The organism is Actinobacillus succinogenes 130Z, assembly GCF_000017245.1.
In the GTDB taxonomy this organism is placed as follows: Bacteria; Pseudomonadota; Gammaproteobacteria; order Enterobacterales; family Pasteurellaceae; genus Exercitatus; species Exercitatus succinogenes.
This window is the reverse complement of sequence record NC_009655.1, coordinates 1,511,705-1,527,362: the sequence shown is the minus strand read 5'-3', so window position 1 is coordinate 1,527,362 and position 15,658 is coordinate 1,511,705. Positions and strand designations below refer to the sequence as shown.

Below are 15,658 nucleotides of genomic sequence, written 5' to 3'. Positions count from 1 at the left end.
ATGAAATACCCTTTACTTTCTCTTATCGATTCGCCCGACGACTTACGGGCTTTAGACAAAGAACGCTTACCACAGGTTTGTGATGAATTGCGGACTTACTTGCTTGAATGCGTCAGTCAAAGCAGCGGTCATTTGGCTTCCGGATTGGGATGCGTGGAATTAACCGTTGCCCTGCATTATGTTTATCAAACGCCTTTCGACCAACTAATCTGGGATGTGGGCCATCAGGCATATCCTCATAAAATTCTGACGGGCCGCCGCGATAAAATGTCAACTATCCGCCAAAAAGACGGGCTTCATCCGTTCCCATGGCGCGAGGAAAGCGAATTCGATGTGTTAACCGTCGGACATTCTTCAACCTCTATCAGTGCGGGATTAGGAATCGCCGTTGCGGCGGAAAAAGAAAACGCCGGACGCAAAACCGTATGCGTCATCGGTGACGGTGCGATTACCGCCGGCATGGCGTTTGAAGCCCTGAATCATGCCGGCGCATTACATACCGATATGCTGGTGATTCTCAACGACAACGAAATGTCGATTTCAAAAAACGTCGGGGCATTGAATACCCATCTTGCCCGTATATTTTCCGGTTCGCTCTACTCGGCGGTACGTGACGGCAGCAAAAAGATTTTAGAAAAAGTACCTACCGTAAAAAATTTCATGAAGAAAACCGAAGAACACATGAAAGGAGTCATGTTTTCACCTGAAAGTACATTGTTTGAAGAACTCGGTTTTAACTATATCGGACCGATTGACGGTCATAACATTGAGGAATTAGTGGTAACGCTCAGTAATATGAGAGAGCTGAAAGGTCCGCAATTCCTGCATATCCGAACCAAAAAAGGAAAAGGTTATGCGCCGGCGGAAAAAGATCCGGTCCGTTTCCACGGCGTACCGAAATTTGACCCGACTTGCGGCGAACTGCCGCAATCCAATGCAAAACCGACTTATTCGAAAATTTTCGGAGACTGGTTATGCGAAATGGCGGAAAAAGATTCACGTATCGCGGGGATCACTCCGGCGATGTGCGAAGGTTCCGGTATGGTGGCGTTTTCCAAACGTTTTCCGGAACAATATTTCGATGTCGCGATTGCCGAACAGCATGCCGTCACTTTTGCCGCCGGTTTGGCGATCGGCGGTTACAAGCCTGTGGTAGCGATTTATTCCACCTTCTTGCAACGTGCTTACGATCAACTGATTCATGATGTGGCAATTCAGAATCTTCCCGTTTTGTTCGCTATTGATCGTGCGGGAATTGTAGGCGCCGACGGACAAACGCACCAAGGCGCATTCGATGTCAGCTTTATGCGTTGCGTGCCGAATCTAATCATTATGACGCCGAGCAATGAAAACGAGTGTCGCCAAATGCTTTATACAGGTTACCGTTGCGGAAAACCTGCGGCGGTACGCTACCCTCGCGGCAATGCTGTCGGTGTAGAATTAGAACCGTTACGGGAACTGACGATCGGAAAATCTAAATTAATTCGCAACGGCAAAAAAATTGCGATTCTTAATTTTGGAACCTTACTCTCTTCAGCAATCAAAGCGGCCGAAAATTTAGATGCTACCGTAGTGGATATGCGATTTGTAAAACCGATTGACGAAGTACGTATTTTAGAAATTGCGCAAACCTACGAACTCATCGTTACCTTGGAAGAAAACGCTATTCAGGGCGGTGCCGGTTCTGCCGTAGCGGAAGTGTTAAATTCTCATCAAAAAACGACCGCACTTTTACAACTCGGATTACCTGATTTCTTTATTCCGCAAGGCTCGCAACAAGAAATTCTGGCGGACTTAGGACTTGATGAAAAAGGTATTGAAGAAAAAATCCGACATTTTTTTACAATTTGTTGAAAAAATCTTGAACTATTCTTTTTTGTTCGAGTCTGAGATATTGCTAGTGCACTGCTATTGAGAAATATCAGTTGTCTTTTTTAAATTTTCTTAATTTTAAGATTCGCCGCTATCGACTTGATAGCGGTTTTTTTATTGTGCGATTTCAAGATAACTCCGTCAGCAGTTCATCCACGAATATCGGTACGATTTTCGTTGCTTTACCATACCGTTGTCGTGAAAAGCGTGAACGCGTTAGGCTGGGTTCCAGATTTAATTCTACGGTTTTCGCACCAAAACGATTGGCTTCCTGCACAAATCCTGCCGCCGGATAGACGTTACCGGAAGTACCGATAGCAATAAAATAGTCACATTCGGAAAGTGCGGCGTAAATTCGTTCCATTTCTAAAGGCATTTCACCAAACCATACAATATGCGGTCGTAAACGACGAGGTGGCGAACAACAATCGCAGTGATCCTTATCTGTCACATCCCGTTCCCAATGATAAGTTTTTCCCGACCATTCGCAACGAACGGTCAGCAAATCTCCGTGCATGTGAATCAGATTCTTAGAACCCGCCCGTTCATGCAAATTATCTACATTTTGTGTGACTAATAAAAAATTATCGCCTATAGCCTGTTCCAATTTGACTAATGCAGTATGTGCCGCATTCGGTTTAACGGCCGGGTCAAACAGCTTTTGGCGACGTTCGTTATAAAAATTTTGTACTAAAGCCGGGTTACGTAAAAAACCTTCGGGAGTCGCCACCTCATCTACTTTATGGTTTTCCCATAAGCCGTCTGCGGCTCGAAAAGTACGGATGCCCGATTCCGCTGAAATACCTGCTCCGGTCAGCACCACTATTTTAGGTCGTTTATTCATTTAAGCACCTTCTTCCGATTTGTTTTATGCACAAGAGCAGTATATAACGTTCACAGAAAAAAATCTTTTCACCTTCACTTATTATGGATGGTAGGTATAATTTGAAAAAATAAAGGAGAAAATAATGAAAATCGGCTTAGTCCTGGAAGGCGGTGCAATGCGGGGAATGTTCACCGCCGGCGTATTAGACGTGTTTTTAGATGAAAATATTCATGCCGACGGTGCGATAACGGTTTCGGCCGGCGCTCTTTTCGGTATTAATTTTCCTTCCGGACAACGCGGACGAACGCTACGCTATAATTTGAAATATCTGAATGATAAACGCTATATGGGATTATATAGTTTGCTGACCACCGGTAATATTATCAATCGTGATTTCGCTTTTTACGAGTTACCTTTTACTCTCGACCCGTTTGATCAACAAACTTTCAATCAATCCGGTATGGAATTTTGGGTAACATTGACCAATGTCGAAACAGGGCAACCGGAATATTTCAAAATCCATAACGTCTTTGAACAAATGGAATTTCTACGGGCTACCTCCGCCATGCCGTTTGTTTCGAAAATGGTGGAAATTAACGGCAACAAATATTTAGACGGCGGTATTTCCGACAGCATTCCGTTGCTGAAATGTCTGGCGTTGGGTTATGACAAAATCATTGTGATACTCACCCGCCCGCTGGATTATCGGAAAACCCCGAGTTCTACGACATTATTTAAGTTGTTTTATCGTCAATATCCTCAACTGGTAAAATGCTGGGCGAACCGTTACGCCGAATATAATCAAACGGTGGAACGGATTATCAAACTCCATAAAGAAGGAAAAATTTTTGTTATTCGTCCTTCTGAAACTTTGGCTATTCACCGTTTGGAAAAAGACCCGGCTAAACTTCAGGCAATGTATGATTTAGGCGTATCGGACGGGAAAAATGCAATCGAAAAATTAAAAATTTATTTGTCAGAAAAATTATAATATTCTCTATGTAAAAGTGCGGTCAAAATATCAAAAATTTTGACCGCACTTTGATCTGTTGGTGGGTCGTGAGCGATTCGAACGCTCGACCGACGGATTAAGAGTCCGCAGCTCTACCACTAAGCTAACGACCCGATAGATACTTTAAAAGTATAATTTAAACAAGAAAGATTCTATCATATTTTTATCAAGATGTACTCACTTGATTTAAATTATTCTGTTATTTCGCTATTAAACAGGCGATTAATTTTCAGGGTATTCCGCTATAACAACGGGCAGTTCAATCATCCTATCCAACCGGGAAATAATGAGATTAATTGTAGTATTGGGGCGGGTGTTGCTGATTAACTCCATCATCTGTGTGGGTGATTCGATATCCACCTCACCATATTTGAGAATCAAATCACCCTGACGCAATCCCGCCTTCTCCGCCGGCGAGCCGTTTTTCGTACTTTCTACCAAAATGCCTTTACCGAAATCTCGCTCCTGTCCGTTACTGTAAAGAATATTGGTGCTGATACCTAAATAACCGCGGATAACTCGACCGTCACGGATAATTTTATGCATCACATCATTAGCCACGCTGATAGGAATGGCAAAATTTAATCCTTCCGCAATATCATTCGGATTTTTTCCGATACTTAACGTACTGATACCTACCAATTCACCCAATGAATTAATTAACGCCCCACCGGAATTACCGCGGTTAATGGATGCATCCGTCTGAATAAAATTCTGACGGCCGACCGTTTCACCGATGGCGTTACGTCCGGTAGCGCTGATAATACCTTGCGAAACGCTCTGCCCTAAGTTATAAGGATTGCCTATAGCTAAGGCTACGTCTCCCACATGTACGGGACGATCGGGGTTTTGCGGGATAGTCATCAAATCATCAGCTCTTACTTTCAATACGGCCAAATCAGTGAGGCTGTCCGCTCCGATTAAATTAGCCTCAAACGCCCGTCCGTCCTGTAATGCGATAATAATTTGATCCGCGCTTTGAATAACGTGCTTATTAGTTAAAATATACCCGTCTTTAGACATGATCACGCCCGACCCCAAATTGTTCGTGGTCACATCCCCGGCGTCTAAATTGGATTCGCTGCTGAAAGACTGATTATATACGTTCACGACTGCAGGCGATGCAATACGCACGGCATTTTTAAAAGAGACTACTTCGCCGACTAATCGCATAGACGAGCCGCCTGTAAACTTAGGAATAACGAATAAAATCAATGCGGCGCAAACCAAACCGATTAGAGCCGATTGCAATAATTTTTTTATCATACTGATTTCCTTGTATAGACGGTTTTTAAATCTTCACCGATTTTAACCGCACTTTGTAACGTCCATTGTGGTGCGTCGGCAAGACGGGTTAAATGGGGCAACTTGCATAACCCGCGGGCTTGATGGCCAAGCAATTTCGGCGCCATATAAATAATCAGCTCATCCGCCAGATTCTGTTCGATTAGCGCGCCCGCCAGCGTTGCCCCCGCTTCCACCCAAATAGTATTGATCTGGCGTTTGCCCAATTCCTGCATAAGCGCATAAAGTGCGGTCGGATTTTCTGTCGTTTTTAACTGAATATGCTCGCAAAATGCCGGAAACGCCGACATATCCCGCGGTTTTTCGCTCACCAACCATACCGGTGATTCTATTCGAAAAAGCCGATGATGCGGCTGTACCCGATGACGGCGGTCTAAGATCACGCGAATCGGTTGACGCAAATCCGTCAGTGAATACTCTATCTGAACGGCTTGCGGCAACTGTTCCCAGCGTACGTTTAACTGCGGATCATCGGCAAGTACGGTTTCAGCGGTTGATAAAATTGCCGATGCCTGTGCACGCCCTTCCTGTACGTCCGCACGGGCGGCTTCACCGGTAATCCATTTGCTTTCGCCGCTCGCCATTGCCGTCCGTCCGTCCAAACTCATGGCTAATTTTAACTGCACAAAGGGCATTCCCGTCCGCATACGTTTCAAAAATCCCAGATTGACGGCTTCGGCTTTTTCTGCTAATAAACCGACCGCACTTTCAATGCCGGCGTCCTGCAGCATTTTTAACCCTCTACCGGCTACCTGCGGATTGGGATCTTGCGTGGCGATAATCACTTTTGTTACCCCGGCATTGATTAATCCCTGTGCGCAGGGCGGTGTACGTCCGTAGTGGGAACAAGGCTCTAAGGTGACATAAGCCGTCGCCCCTTGGGTATTGTCACCGGCATCGCGGATTGCCATCACTTCCGCATGAGGTTCGCCGGCACGAAAATGGAAACCTGTGCCTACGATTTTGTTGTGTTTTACCAGTACGCATCCTACGTTTGGATTCGGCGTAGTAGTGAAACGTCCTCGGCGGGCTAAATCAAGGGCAAGCTGCATATAAGCTTGATCTTGCTCGGTAAATGCTGTCATTTTTGGCTCTTCTTTAATTTCTCGATTTCTTTAGTAAATTCATTAATATTTTCAAAACTGAGATAAACCGAAGCAAAACGGATATAGGCAACTTTGTCCAGTTTTTTTAATTCATCCATCACCAAATCGCCCACTAATTTACTCGGCACTTCCCGCTCTCCGGTAGTTTGCAGTTTATGAATAATACAGCTGATAGATTTTTCCACATCGTCTTCGCTGACCGGTCGTTTTCCGACCGCCTGCTGAATACTACGGCGTAATTTATCTTCGTTGAAGGGTTCACGGTAACCGTCGGTTTTTACAATTTTCGGAATTACTAATTCTGCAGTTTCAAAAGTGGTGAAGCGTTCGTGACAGTTGGTACATTCACGGCGTCGGCGAACCTGATAACCTTCCGATACCAAGCGGCTATCGATCACTTTTGTCTCTTCCGTCGAACAAAATGGGCAATGCATAAAAATTCCTTAAAAAAACGAGAAAATTTGACTTAGTTTAACAAATATCCGGCCGATTTACGATATGATTGAACTGTCAATTTACATGAGGAAAAGCTTATGAAAGTAACTAGTTCAGCCATCATAAACGGTGCATTTGAAGACAAATACGGCAAACGCGGTAACCAATTTACCCCCAACGGCATGCCGAGTTATTCCGTTCCTTTTGAAATTAGCGAGGCGCCGGCGGATACCAAATCATTCGCCGTGGTAGTGGAAGATAAAGATGCGATTACCGCCAGCGGTTTTGTATGGATTCACTGGTTAATCGCCAATCTTCACCGTACTTCCGTCAGTGAAAATGAAAGCCAAACGGCAACGGATTTTATCCAGGGGGCGAATTCCTGGGCAAGTAAATTAGGCGGTTTTAGCATTGAAGAAGCGTCTGCTTACGGTGGTATGGCACCGCCGAATTGCCTGCATCGTTACGAAATTATCGTATATGCGCTGGATACGGATCTGGATTTGGTTCAAGGTTTTCGTTTTAATGAGCTGCACTTTGCTATGCAAGGACATGTTTTGGCACAAGCGTCGATAATGGGAACATACGACGTATAATTCTATTAGATTTCTTTTTGCCGCGGAATTACCGTGGCATTTTTTTATGTTTTTACGGGGCTGGAAAATGCCTACCCTGAAATAAGTAATAAAAAACGATTGCAATTTTCTCATGATACCTTACCATTTTAATCAGATTTAAAACCCGATATAATTTGAGGAAATTATCATGTCTTTTGCAAATCAAAAATTAGGCGAAATCGCCGCAACCATTCCCGGTGCAACTCAACTTTTCCGTGAATACGATTTAGACTTTTGCTGTGGCGGTGCGGAAGAATTATCTGCCGCCGCGCAACAAAAAAATATCAATCTTGCCGAAATTGAAGCAAAACTTATCAAATTACAACAAAACCCGACGACACCTGAAAAAGATTGGACGACGGCGAATTATGACGAATTCACGCAATTTATCGTCACGCGTTTTCATGATCGCCATCGCGAGCAATTACCGGAACTTATCCGTTTAGCCGAAACCGTCGAACGGGTACATGCGGAACGCGATGATTGTCCGGCAGGGCTAACGACGGAATTACAGACACTTTATGATCACTTAAGCCAACACTTTATTAAGGAAGAAAAAGTTCTCTTTCCAATGATTCGTGCCGGTCATTATGCAATGGCGGTTATGCCGATTCGGGTGATGGAAATGGAACACGCGGAAGCCGGCGAGCAGCTGGAAACCTTGCAATCCTTAACCAACAACGTGACTGTTCCGGCGGATGCCTGCGCCACATGGCGCGCGCTTTATGCCGGCATTTCCACATTTATTGACGACTTAATGGAACACACCCATCTGGAAAACAATATTCTGTTTCCGCGCGTACGTGCCGAAGCCTAATTTACTAAAGTGGCAAAATAAAAAGCGGGACAATGCCATACGAGCATTTTCCCGTTTTAGTTATATGACGTGCATTAAAGTGTAAAAATCACACGTAAACCTTCGCGATTTCCCTGAAAATCCATCACATTTTCCAACCGCACTTTTATATGGTGTAACTCGGCAATACGAAATACGATGGATAGCCCCAACCCGCTGCCCTTTTCATTTTGCCCGGCGGGACGATAAAACCGCTGTCCGAGTTTGGATAGATCTTCCTTGCTTACTCCTCCGCCATTGTCTTCCACCAAAATCGAGGATTTTTTTAACCGCACTTTAATATCCGAACCTTCGGGGCAATACTTTATCGCATTATCAATGACATTGCGTAACATTAAAGATAATAACAAAGGCTGTCCTTTCTGTACGTTCGGGGTTTCCGCATGTTCGAAGGATAAGTTCATCCGTCGTTTTTCCGCATTAAAATACAGTTCGCCGATAACCGAAGGAATCAGCTGTTCCCAATGAATCTCTTCCAAATTATCCAGTTGCTGTAAATTATCCAAACGAGACAAAGTTAACAGCTGTTCGATAAGCTGCGTGGCACGATCGATACCGTCGGTTAAATGATTCAGCGCTTCTTCCCGTAGTTTTACATCATCTCCCGCCATTTGTGCCAATTCCGCTTGAATACGCAATCCGGCTAACGGACTGCGCAATTCGTGGGCGGCATCGGAGGTAAAACGACGTTCGCGTAATAACATATTGGATGTCCGATTGAAAAAACGGTTTAATCCGTTCACCAACGGTAAAATTTCATGCGGCACATTGCGTGTTGAAAGCAACTGTTGTGATTCCGGCGAACGCTTACGCATCTCATCACCTACTTGTTTTAATGCTTTCAATTCTTTGGTAATCAGAAAAATAATCAGGGTGATTAACAACGGTAAGCCTGCAATCCACACCCACATTTGACCGAAAACCATATCTTGCACCAGCTCATTGCGATACTCAATTTGCTGTCCTACGGCAATCATTAACCGCCCATTATTCGACGGCAGCCAAAAAATGCGCCATAAATCGTTTTCTCCGCGAGGTTTAGCCAGGGTAAATCCCGAACGAGGAGCAAACAGGATATTATCGCCTTTAGCTTCATCTCCGACAACAAATTGTCCGTGACGGGTAAAAATGGCAAAAGCAAGTGCATTATCATCATAACGTTTCGGTCTTGCTCTGTGTCCGCTGCGAAATCGGTAACGAAATTGTCGATCCAATAACATCCCGCCCAAATCGGAAGACGCTAACCGCTTGGCAAACAATATCTGTTGCGCATCAAACATTTTGTTGACTTCGTTTTTTGCCTGGAACCAGGCTATTGCCGTTGCCATCGACCAAATCACTAAGGCCGCCAAAGATAAAATAACAATCAAACGAAAACGCAAACTACGTCGTTTCAGGAGTTTCATCATTTTTTCCTAAAGCATACCCCACACCATGCACCGTGCGGATAAACTGTTTTCCCAGTTTTTTACGTAAATTATACATATGAACTTCCAACGCGTTACTGCTGATATCTTCATCCCAGTTATACAGTTTTTCTTCGATAAAGGCGCGAGTTAACACCCGTTCTTTATTCAGCATAAACAACTCAAGCAGTTTGTATTCTCTTGTTGTTAGCGCAACTTCTTTATCGCGCAAGGTTACGCGATGATTGTTCGGATCGAATTTCACCAAACTATGTTCGATAATCGGGTTGGCTTGTCCGTAGCGACGACGAATCAACGCCTGCAGACGGGCAACCACTTCGGCTAACGCAAAGGGTTTGCACAAATAATCGTCCGCCCCCATTTGCAAACCGTTTACCCGCTCGTCCAACGTATCGCGTGCCGTTAAAATCAACACCGGCACATCAAATCCATCATGCCGCCACTGTTGCAGAATGTCCAAACCGTCCATTTTGGGTAAGGTCAAATCCAACACCACTGCATCATAAGGTGCGGACTTCACCGCTTCCAGTCCGGTTTTCCCGTCCGTAAACCAATCTACGGAAAAACCTGATTTCGTCAGTCCGATATTTAAACCGTTACCGATTAACGGATCGTCTTCGATTAATAAAACTCTCATTTTTCTGACCGCACTTTTATCCGGTATTTATTTTACTCGGTTCAGTGTAACAAAAAAGCGGCATTGCCGCCGCTTTCTTTCATTGAATTATGGTTTTTCGGCTGAGGTGGATTTGTCCGCGAATGTTACACTGAATGCCCGAACTTCGGTTTTACCCCAGGATTTTTCCACACCGGCTGTAATACGAACCTTGTCTTCCGGCGTTACCGTTCCATACCATGCACGACGAGGAATTTCTAAGGTTAATTCACCGGAGCCGTCTTTAAAGACGAAATCTTTCCGACCTGTTTGTTTAATGATATTGCCTTCTAAAGTAATGAATTGATCGTCTTGCCATTTTTCCGCATCCGCTACTTTGGTCGGTTCTTTTGAAGCGGAAAAACCGCCCCAGCTCGGATGAGCGAATCCCTGCATGCAAGAATGATAAGGCATCATGCCGCCGCGATGGAATGCTCCGCGCATCGGTTGTCCCATTCTGAAATCGCGCATACAGGCTTGATCACAAGGCAATCCTCTGCCGAACCGTTCTTCGCCCCATCGGTTAACATATCTCGGCATATTTGTCTGATTAGCGTTGGACGGATCAATAAAACCGTTTCGTACCCCTGCCGGGAATCGACCGTTTCCGGCATCATTGGTACTCGGCATTTCCACGCGTTCAGTTGCGGATTTATCCGTTAAATTAGCAAAGCCCTCTTTAGGGTCCGCCGCATGAACAAAGGTTGCCGTACCAATCACAGATAACGTTAAAATTGAAATTAAATGTGTCTTTTTCATGATGAATCCTCCCTTTAAACATTCCCATAAACAACACGTTTATTGTTTTGTTGAGATGATTAAACCAAAGAAAACTTAAGAAAAAATGAAGAAAGCATTAATTTTCAGACAAACAGGAAATAAAACGGTAAAACGATTAAAAATCCCACCGCACTTACCAGCACTGCCGCTTTAAACGTCCAATGGCGGGTTTTGTGGCGATAATGTTCCATGCCTAAATGCACACCGATAAATCCGCCGATAAAACACAAGATGAGGAAAACGTATTCAGGCACACGCCAGTCTTTATCGACGGCGCGCTGTTTATCCGAGCGCATTAAAAAATAAGCGACGATATTCACCGTCGCCGTATAAAAAATTAACGTCCAATACCGTAAACCGGTAAGCGTTTGCAGATGTCTAACACTTTGGTTTTAGTCTCGGCAATCACTTGTTCGTGATTGTCTTTGCCGATACTTTCCAATACATCACACATCCAGCCGGCTAAAGTTGCCGCATCGGTTTCGCTGAAACCGCGACGGGTAATTGAAGGCGACCCCACCCGGATACCGGAAGTGACAAACGGTTTTTGCGGATCGTTCGGGACGGAATTTTTATTCACCGTAATATTCGCCGCGCCTAATGCGGCATCAGCCTGTTTACCGGTTAAACCTTGTTTAATGAAGCTTACAAGGAACAAATGATTTTCCGTGCCGTTGGAAACCACGTCAAAACCGCGTTGTTTGAAAACTTCCACCATCGCTTTGGCATTTTTCAGAACCTGAGCCTGATATACTTTAAATGAAGGTTCCAATGCCTCTTTGAAGCATACCGCTTTCGCCGCAATCACATGCATTAACGGACCGCCCTGGTTTGCCGGAAATACGGAACTGTTTAATTTTTTATAGATATCTTCATCGCCGCAGGCGGATAAAATTAAACCGCCGCGAGGACCGGCTAAAGTTTTGTGAGTTGTAGTCGTGACAACATGAGCATGCGGTAACGGATTCGGATATAAACCTGCGGCAATTAAACCGGCAACGTGCGCCATATCCACGAACAGGTAGGCATCCACTTCATCGGCAATTTCGCGCATTTTAGCCCAATCGATTACTTGGGAATAGGCGGAGAAACCGGCAACAATCATTTTCGGTTTGCTTTCTAAGGCTTTTGTACGTACGTCGGCATAGTCAATCACGCCGTCAGCAGTAATACCGTAAAGGACGGAATTATAAATTTTACCGGAAAAACTCACTTTCGCACCATGGGTCAAGTGACCGCCGTGGGCCAAATCCATCCCTAAAATCGTATCGCCCGCACTTAACAATGCCCCATATACGGCAGCATTCGCTTGCGACCCCGAATGCGGTTGAACATTGGCATATTCCGCACCGAATAACTCTTTTGCGCGATCAATAGCCAACTGTTCCACGATATCCACATATTCGCAACCACCGTAGTAACGTTTACCCGGATAGCCTTCGGCATATTTATTGGTTAACTGGGAACCTTGCGCTTGCATAACTGCCGGCGTGACGTAATTTTCCGACGCGATTAACTCAATATGTTCTTCCTGGCGACGTACTTCATTTTGCATGGCGTCCCATAAAACCGGGTCTAATTCCGCAATGGTTTTCTTTTCTAACATGTGTATATTCCTTCTGAATAAAAGAGACGGATGTAAATCGTTTGCGTTGCTTATTCTAACCTATTTACTGCAAAAAACGCATTAAAAAATTTTAATTACCTAATTAGGCGCTTTTTAGCCAGAAAATCGTTTAAAAAAGACCGATTTTCGCTTAGAATCAAATCACCAACAATTTTTTTACTAATCGGAGAACCAGTCTATGGCCCAACCTCTCAATTTTGTGATGATTTCTCCCCACTTTCCGTCCAACTTCGAAACGTTTGCCGTTCGAATGAAAGAATGCGGGATTAATACATTAGGCATTGCCGACACCCCTTATGCTCAACTTAGCGACACATTAAAAGCTTCATTAACGGAATACTATCGAGTAGATAACATGGAAGATTATGATCAGGTTTATCGCGCCGTCGGCTATTTCGCTCATAAATACGGACGTATCCACCGTATCGAATCCCATAACGAATACTGGTTAGAACTGGATGCTAAATTACGCACCGATTTTAACGTGTTCGGTTATAAAAATGACGACATGCTTGCCATTAAAACCAAGGCGCAAATGAAAGAAGTTTTCCGTAAAAGCGGTTTGAAGGTGGCTCAAGGTCGCGTATTCGGCGATGACGATGATGCGCGTAAACTGGCGAAAAGTCTGAAATTTCCGGTTATCATCAAACCGAATTCCGGGGTCGGTGCAAGCGACACTTATAAAATCAAAAGTGCGGTGGAATTGGAAGATTTTTTTGGCTATAAAAATCCGAATGTGGAATATATTATGGAAGAATTTATCGATGGTGACATTGTCACTTTCGATGGATTGGTGGATCATGACGGCAACATCGTTTTCTATTCCAGTCTTGAATATTCCGAAGCGGTATTAGACACCGTCGAAAAAGACGGCGACATGTTTTATTACGTTCCCCGGGAAATTTCGCCCAAACTGGTAGAATTAGGTAAAAAATGCGTGAAAGCCTTTAAAGTACGCGAACGTTTCTTCCATTTCGAATTTTTCCGGGTGAAAAAAAACGGAGAATTGTTACCGCTTGAAATCAACTGTCGTCCGCCGGGCGGTTTAACTATTGATATGTGGAACTACGCCAATGATTTCGACGTATTCCTTGAATATGCCCATATTGTCACCGAAAACAAATTCTATGCAAATATCACCCATCCGTGGAATGTGGTGTATATCTCACGTAAAGCTAATCAAAATTACGTAAATTCCATCGATGATGTCTGCCGAAAATTCAGCGGTAATATCATCAGCGTACAAACCGTACCGGGAGTTTTTGCCAAGGTCATGGGAGAACACGGTATTTTGGCTCGGACCGAAACCATGGAGCAATTACGCGAAATCGTGCGGTTTGCGCAAGACAAACAATAACAAGATTAATTAATAAGGCGGGAGACAGCCCGCCTGTAAAAGGAAAAACTATGCATTTTGAAAGAAGAAGCCATTGGAGCGGTGAATTAGGTCGTGAAATGTACTTCAATGTATATGGCCATGCAGGAAAACCGGTTGTGGTATTTTCCTCTTCCGGCGGTAATCAGAACGAATATGCCAATTTCGGCATGATTGAAGCTTGTCGCAGTTTTATTGATCGCGGGCTAATCAAATTTTATACCCCGGACTCTTATGATAAAGAGTCTTGGCTTGCTACATGGAAATCCGGACATGATATGGCGTTAGCTCATAACGCTTATGATCGTTATATCGTACATGAACTGGTGCCGCTAATTCGTCATGAATCCCAATGGAACGGCACTATGATTGCTACCGGATGCAGCATGGGGGCATTCCATTCCGTAAATTTCGGACTACGTCATCCTGATTTATTTGATACGGTCATTGCATTAAGCGGTGTATACGACGCCCGTTTTTTCACCGGTGAATTCGGCGGTGATCAAGCGGTATATTTTAATTCGCCGATTGACAGCCTGTGGGGACAAAATGATAACTGGTTCTTAGAGCGTTATCGCCAAAACCACTATATTATCGCCGTGGGACAAGGTGCTTGGGAAGCGGATCACATTTCCGATACCGCCCGTTTAAAAGAAGCGTTCGACGCCAAAGGAATTTCTGCATGGTTTGATTTCTGGGGAAATGATGTGGATCATGATTGGCCTTGGTGGCGAGTACAAATGCCTTTCTTCCTGAGCAAACTGGAAGAACAGGGTATCATCTAATTTAAAAGGCGCAGTTCAATCATGCGCCTTTTAATCAGTAAATCGAGCTAAAAAATATCAATTTTTTGACCGCACTTTTGAATCCTCATCTGTCATATCCCACCAGTGAAAACGCTAAAAATTCTGCAAAATGATCCGCCCAGTATTTCTCATGGTGAATTTCGTTTGCCATAATTTTTAAACGAATATTGTCTAACGGATGACCTGTGCGCAACAATGATTGATAATAACGCAACGAGCAATCAATATAAGCCTGATTCATATTGGAAATAAACTGCGAATCCGCTTCATCCCCTTCGTTGGTTCCTACCTGAATAAATACACGGCTGTTCGAATCAATGGAATGGCGGTGGGTAAAATCTAAAAATGCCGGCTCGTTAAACCATGAAGCCAGTGAAAATACGCCCAAATGGCCAAATACCTGCGGATAAGCTGCGCCCATATAAGCAGTAATAATACCGCCCATGGAACTACCCGCCAATAGGGTATTCGAACGATCGGATTTAGTGCGATAATGGCGATCGATAAAAGGTTTCACTTCGTTCACTACCCATTCACCGTATTCATAACCCATACCGCCGGCAGCGCGGGCTTCCGGGGTATTACCTACGTCCGTTTGCCATGGCGAATATTCGTCTAAACGTGCCGCTTCCGCATTATCAATACCCACCACGATGAGTTTCGGAAATTCTTTATGGTATTTAAGCGTCGGAATAACTTTCCATGAATAACCGGAATAAGACTCTTTGCTGTAAAACACATTTTGTCCGTCGTGCATGTACAGTACAGGATAAGAACAATTCGGTTCATGATGGTAATTTTTCGGTAACAGTACCCGAATTCGGCGTTGACGATTGAAATAAGGAACATGAAGAAAATGTTCTTCCATCTTTAAATAAAAATAATCGGGATTGTGGCGCATACTGCTTTTGCCTTTCATAAAACTAAAATAACTAAACTACGTGCCGAGAATAGCCAAA

At 44.1% G+C, this 15,658-nt stretch carries 16 protein-coding genes and 1 tRNA gene; 6 read left to right on the top strand and 11 right to left on the bottom strand.

The window, feature by feature from the left end:
* On the top strand, window positions 1-1,854 hold the full coding sequence (gene dxs / locus ASUC_RS07165) for a 1-deoxy-D-xylulose-5-phosphate synthase (protein ID WP_012073109.1): 1,854 nt from the start codon (window positions 1-3) through the stop codon (window positions 1,852-1,854).
* 145 nt (window positions 1,855-1,999) lie between these two features.
* Here dxs and cobB read toward each other — a convergent pair whose 3' ends face one another.
* A complete protein-coding gene (cobB, locus tag ASUC_RS07160) occupies window positions 2,000-2,716 on the bottom strand; it encodes a Sir2 family NAD+-dependent deacetylase (RefSeq protein WP_012073108.1) in 717 nt (238 codons plus the stop codon).
* A 124-nt stretch (window positions 2,717-2,840) separates the two neighbouring features.
* On the opposite strand from cobB, the gene ASUC_RS07155 reads away from it, so the two are divergent.
* Window positions 2,841-3,689, top strand: coding sequence for a patatin-like phospholipase family protein (locus ASUC_RS07155; RefSeq protein WP_012073107.1), 849 nt, complete (start codon window positions 2,841-2,843; stop codon window positions 3,687-3,689).
* A 59-nt stretch (window positions 3,690-3,748) separates the two neighbouring features.
* Here ASUC_RS07155 and ASUC_RS07150 read toward each other — a convergent pair.
* The 4 genes from ASUC_RS07150 to nrdR form a co-directional block, all read right to left on the bottom strand.
* Window positions 3,749-3,823, bottom strand: a tRNA-Lys gene (locus ASUC_RS07150).
* Between the two features lie 109 nt (window positions 3,824-3,932).
* A complete protein-coding gene (gene degS, locus ASUC_RS07145; protein ID WP_012073106.1) occupies window positions 3,933-4,976 on the bottom strand; it encodes an outer membrane-stress sensor serine endopeptidase DegS in 1,044 nt (347 codons plus the stop codon).
* Window positions 4,973-6,100, bottom strand: coding sequence for a bifunctional diaminohydroxyphosphoribosylaminopyrimidine deaminase/5-amino-6-(5-phosphoribosylamino)uracil reductase RibD (gene ribD, locus ASUC_RS07140; protein WP_012073105.1), 1,128 nt, complete (start codon window positions 6,098-6,100; stop codon window positions 4,973-4,975). The genes degS and ribD overlap by 4 nt, the downstream gene beginning before the upstream one ends.
* Window positions 6,097-6,555, bottom strand: coding sequence for a transcriptional regulator NrdR (nrdR, locus tag ASUC_RS07135; protein ID WP_012073104.1), 459 nt, complete (start codon window positions 6,553-6,555; stop codon window positions 6,097-6,099). The genes ribD and nrdR overlap by 4 nt, the downstream gene beginning before the upstream one ends.
* A 99-nt stretch (window positions 6,556-6,654) precedes the next feature.
* Here nrdR and ASUC_RS07130 point away from each other — a divergent pair, with 99 nt between their 5' ends.
* On the top strand, window positions 6,655-7,152 hold the full coding sequence (locus ASUC_RS07130) for a YbhB/YbcL family Raf kinase inhibitor-like protein (RefSeq protein WP_012073103.1): 498 nt from the start codon (window positions 6,655-6,657) through the stop codon (window positions 7,150-7,152).
* 169 nt (window positions 7,153-7,321) lie between these two features.
* Window positions 7,322-7,990: an iron-sulfur cluster repair protein YtfE gene (gene ytfE, locus ASUC_RS07125; RefSeq protein ID WP_012073102.1), complete on the top strand. Its 669-nt coding sequence runs from the start codon at window positions 7,322-7,324 to the stop codon at window positions 7,988-7,990.
* 74 nt (window positions 7,991-8,064) lie between these two features.
* On the opposite strand, the gene qseC is transcribed toward ytfE, so the two are convergent.
* The 5 genes from qseC to glyA form a co-directional block, all read right to left on the bottom strand.
* Window positions 8,065-9,435 carry a quorum sensing histidine kinase QseC gene (gene qseC / locus ASUC_RS07120; RefSeq protein ID WP_041834643.1) on the bottom strand — a complete coding sequence of 457 codons (1,371 nt, stop codon included), beginning with the start codon at window positions 9,433-9,435 and terminating at the stop codon, window positions 8,065-8,067.
* Window positions 9,413-10,093, bottom strand: a complete 681-nt coding sequence (locus ASUC_RS07115) for a response regulator (RefSeq protein WP_012073100.1) — start codon at window positions 10,091-10,093, stop codon at window positions 9,413-9,415. Before ASUC_RS07115 ends, qseC begins: the two co-directional genes overlap by 23 nt.
* An 87-nt stretch (window positions 10,094-10,180) precedes the next feature.
* Entirely contained in the window at window positions 10,181-10,870 is a 690-nt protein-coding gene (locus ASUC_RS11020) for a YgiW/YdeI family stress tolerance OB fold protein (RefSeq protein WP_012073099.1), read from the bottom strand.
* A gap of 104 nt (window positions 10,871-10,974) precedes the next feature.
* Complete coding sequence (locus ASUC_RS07105) at window positions 10,975-11,211, bottom strand: DUF1294 domain-containing protein (protein ID WP_012073098.1); 237 nt, start codon at window positions 11,209-11,211, stop codon at window positions 10,975-10,977.
* A gap of 17 nt (window positions 11,212-11,228) precedes the next feature.
* Complete coding sequence (gene glyA, locus ASUC_RS07100) at window positions 11,229-12,497, bottom strand: serine hydroxymethyltransferase (protein ID WP_012073097.1); 1,269 nt, start codon at window positions 12,495-12,497, stop codon at window positions 11,229-11,231.
* 199 nt (window positions 12,498-12,696) lie between these two features.
* Between glyA and ASUC_RS07095 the strand changes: the two genes are divergently transcribed.
* Complete coding sequence (locus ASUC_RS07095) at window positions 12,697-13,875, top strand: ATP-grasp domain-containing protein (protein ID WP_012073096.1); 1,179 nt, start codon at window positions 12,697-12,699, stop codon at window positions 13,873-13,875.
* A gap of 50 nt (window positions 13,876-13,925) precedes the next feature.
* Entirely contained in the window at window positions 13,926-14,678 is a 753-nt protein-coding gene (locus tag ASUC_RS07090) for an esterase family protein (RefSeq protein ID WP_012073095.1), read from the top strand.
* Window positions 14,679-14,763: 85 nt separating this feature from the next.
* On the opposite strand, the gene ASUC_RS07085 is transcribed toward ASUC_RS07090, so the two are convergent.
* A complete protein-coding gene (locus tag ASUC_RS07085; RefSeq protein WP_012073094.1) occupies window positions 14,764-15,600 on the bottom strand; it encodes an alpha/beta hydrolase in 837 nt (278 codons plus the stop codon).
* Between the last annotated feature and the right edge of the window lie 58 nt (window positions 15,601-15,658).

What these genes read in the sequence shown, in the direction of transcription:
- ASUC_RS07095 (WP_012073096.1), top strand. Translation starts at nt 12,697, where the DNA reads ATGGCCCAACCTCTCAATTTTGTGATGATTTCTCCCCACTTTCCGTCC.
- ASUC_RS07130 (WP_012073103.1), top strand. Translation starts at nt 6,655, where the DNA reads ATGAAAGTAACTAGTTCAGCCATCATAAACGGTGCATTTGAAGACAAA.
- cobB (WP_012073108.1), bottom strand. Translation starts at nt 2,716, where the DNA reads ATGAATAAACGACCTAAAATAGTGGTGCTGACCGGAGCAGGTATTTCA.
- ribD (WP_012073105.1), bottom strand. Translation starts at nt 6,100, where the DNA reads ATGACAGCATTTACCGAGCAAGATCAAGCTTATATGCAGCTTGCCCTT.
- qseC (WP_041834643.1), bottom strand. Translation starts at nt 9,435, where the DNA reads ATGAAACTCCTGAAACGACGTAGTTTGCGTTTTCGTTTGATTGTTATT.
- nrdR (WP_012073104.1), bottom strand. Translation starts at nt 6,555, where the DNA reads ATGCATTGCCCATTTTGTTCGACGGAAGAGACAAAAGTGATCGATAGC.
- glyA (WP_012073097.1), bottom strand. Translation starts at nt 12,497, where the DNA reads ATGTTAGAAAAGAAAACCATTGCGGAATTAGACCCGGTTTTATGGGAC.
- ASUC_RS07085 (WP_012073094.1), bottom strand. Translation starts at nt 15,600, where the DNA reads ATGCGCCACAATCCCGATTATTTTTATTTAAAGATGGAAGAACATTTT.
- ASUC_RS11020 (WP_012073099.1), bottom strand. Translation starts at nt 10,870, where the DNA reads ATGAAAAAGACACATTTAATTTCAATTTTAACGTTATCTGTGATTGGT.
- ytfE (WP_012073102.1), top strand. Translation starts at nt 7,322, where the DNA reads ATGTCTTTTGCAAATCAAAAATTAGGCGAAATCGCCGCAACCATTCCC.
- ASUC_RS07090 (WP_012073095.1), top strand. Translation starts at nt 13,926, where the DNA reads ATGCATTTTGAAAGAAGAAGCCATTGGAGCGGTGAATTAGGTCGTGAA.
- dxs (WP_012073109.1), top strand. Translation starts at nt 1, where the DNA reads ATGAAATACCCTTTACTTTCTCTTATCGATTCGCCCGACGACTTACGG.
- degS (WP_012073106.1), bottom strand. Translation starts at nt 4,976, where the DNA reads ATGATAAAAAAATTATTGCAATCGGCTCTAATCGGTTTGGTTTGCGCC.
- ASUC_RS07155 (WP_012073107.1), top strand. Translation starts at nt 2,841, where the DNA reads ATGAAAATCGGCTTAGTCCTGGAAGGCGGTGCAATGCGGGGAATGTTC.
- ASUC_RS07115 (WP_012073100.1), bottom strand. Translation starts at nt 10,093, where the DNA reads ATGAGAGTTTTATTAATCGAAGACGATCCGTTAATCGGTAACGGTTTA.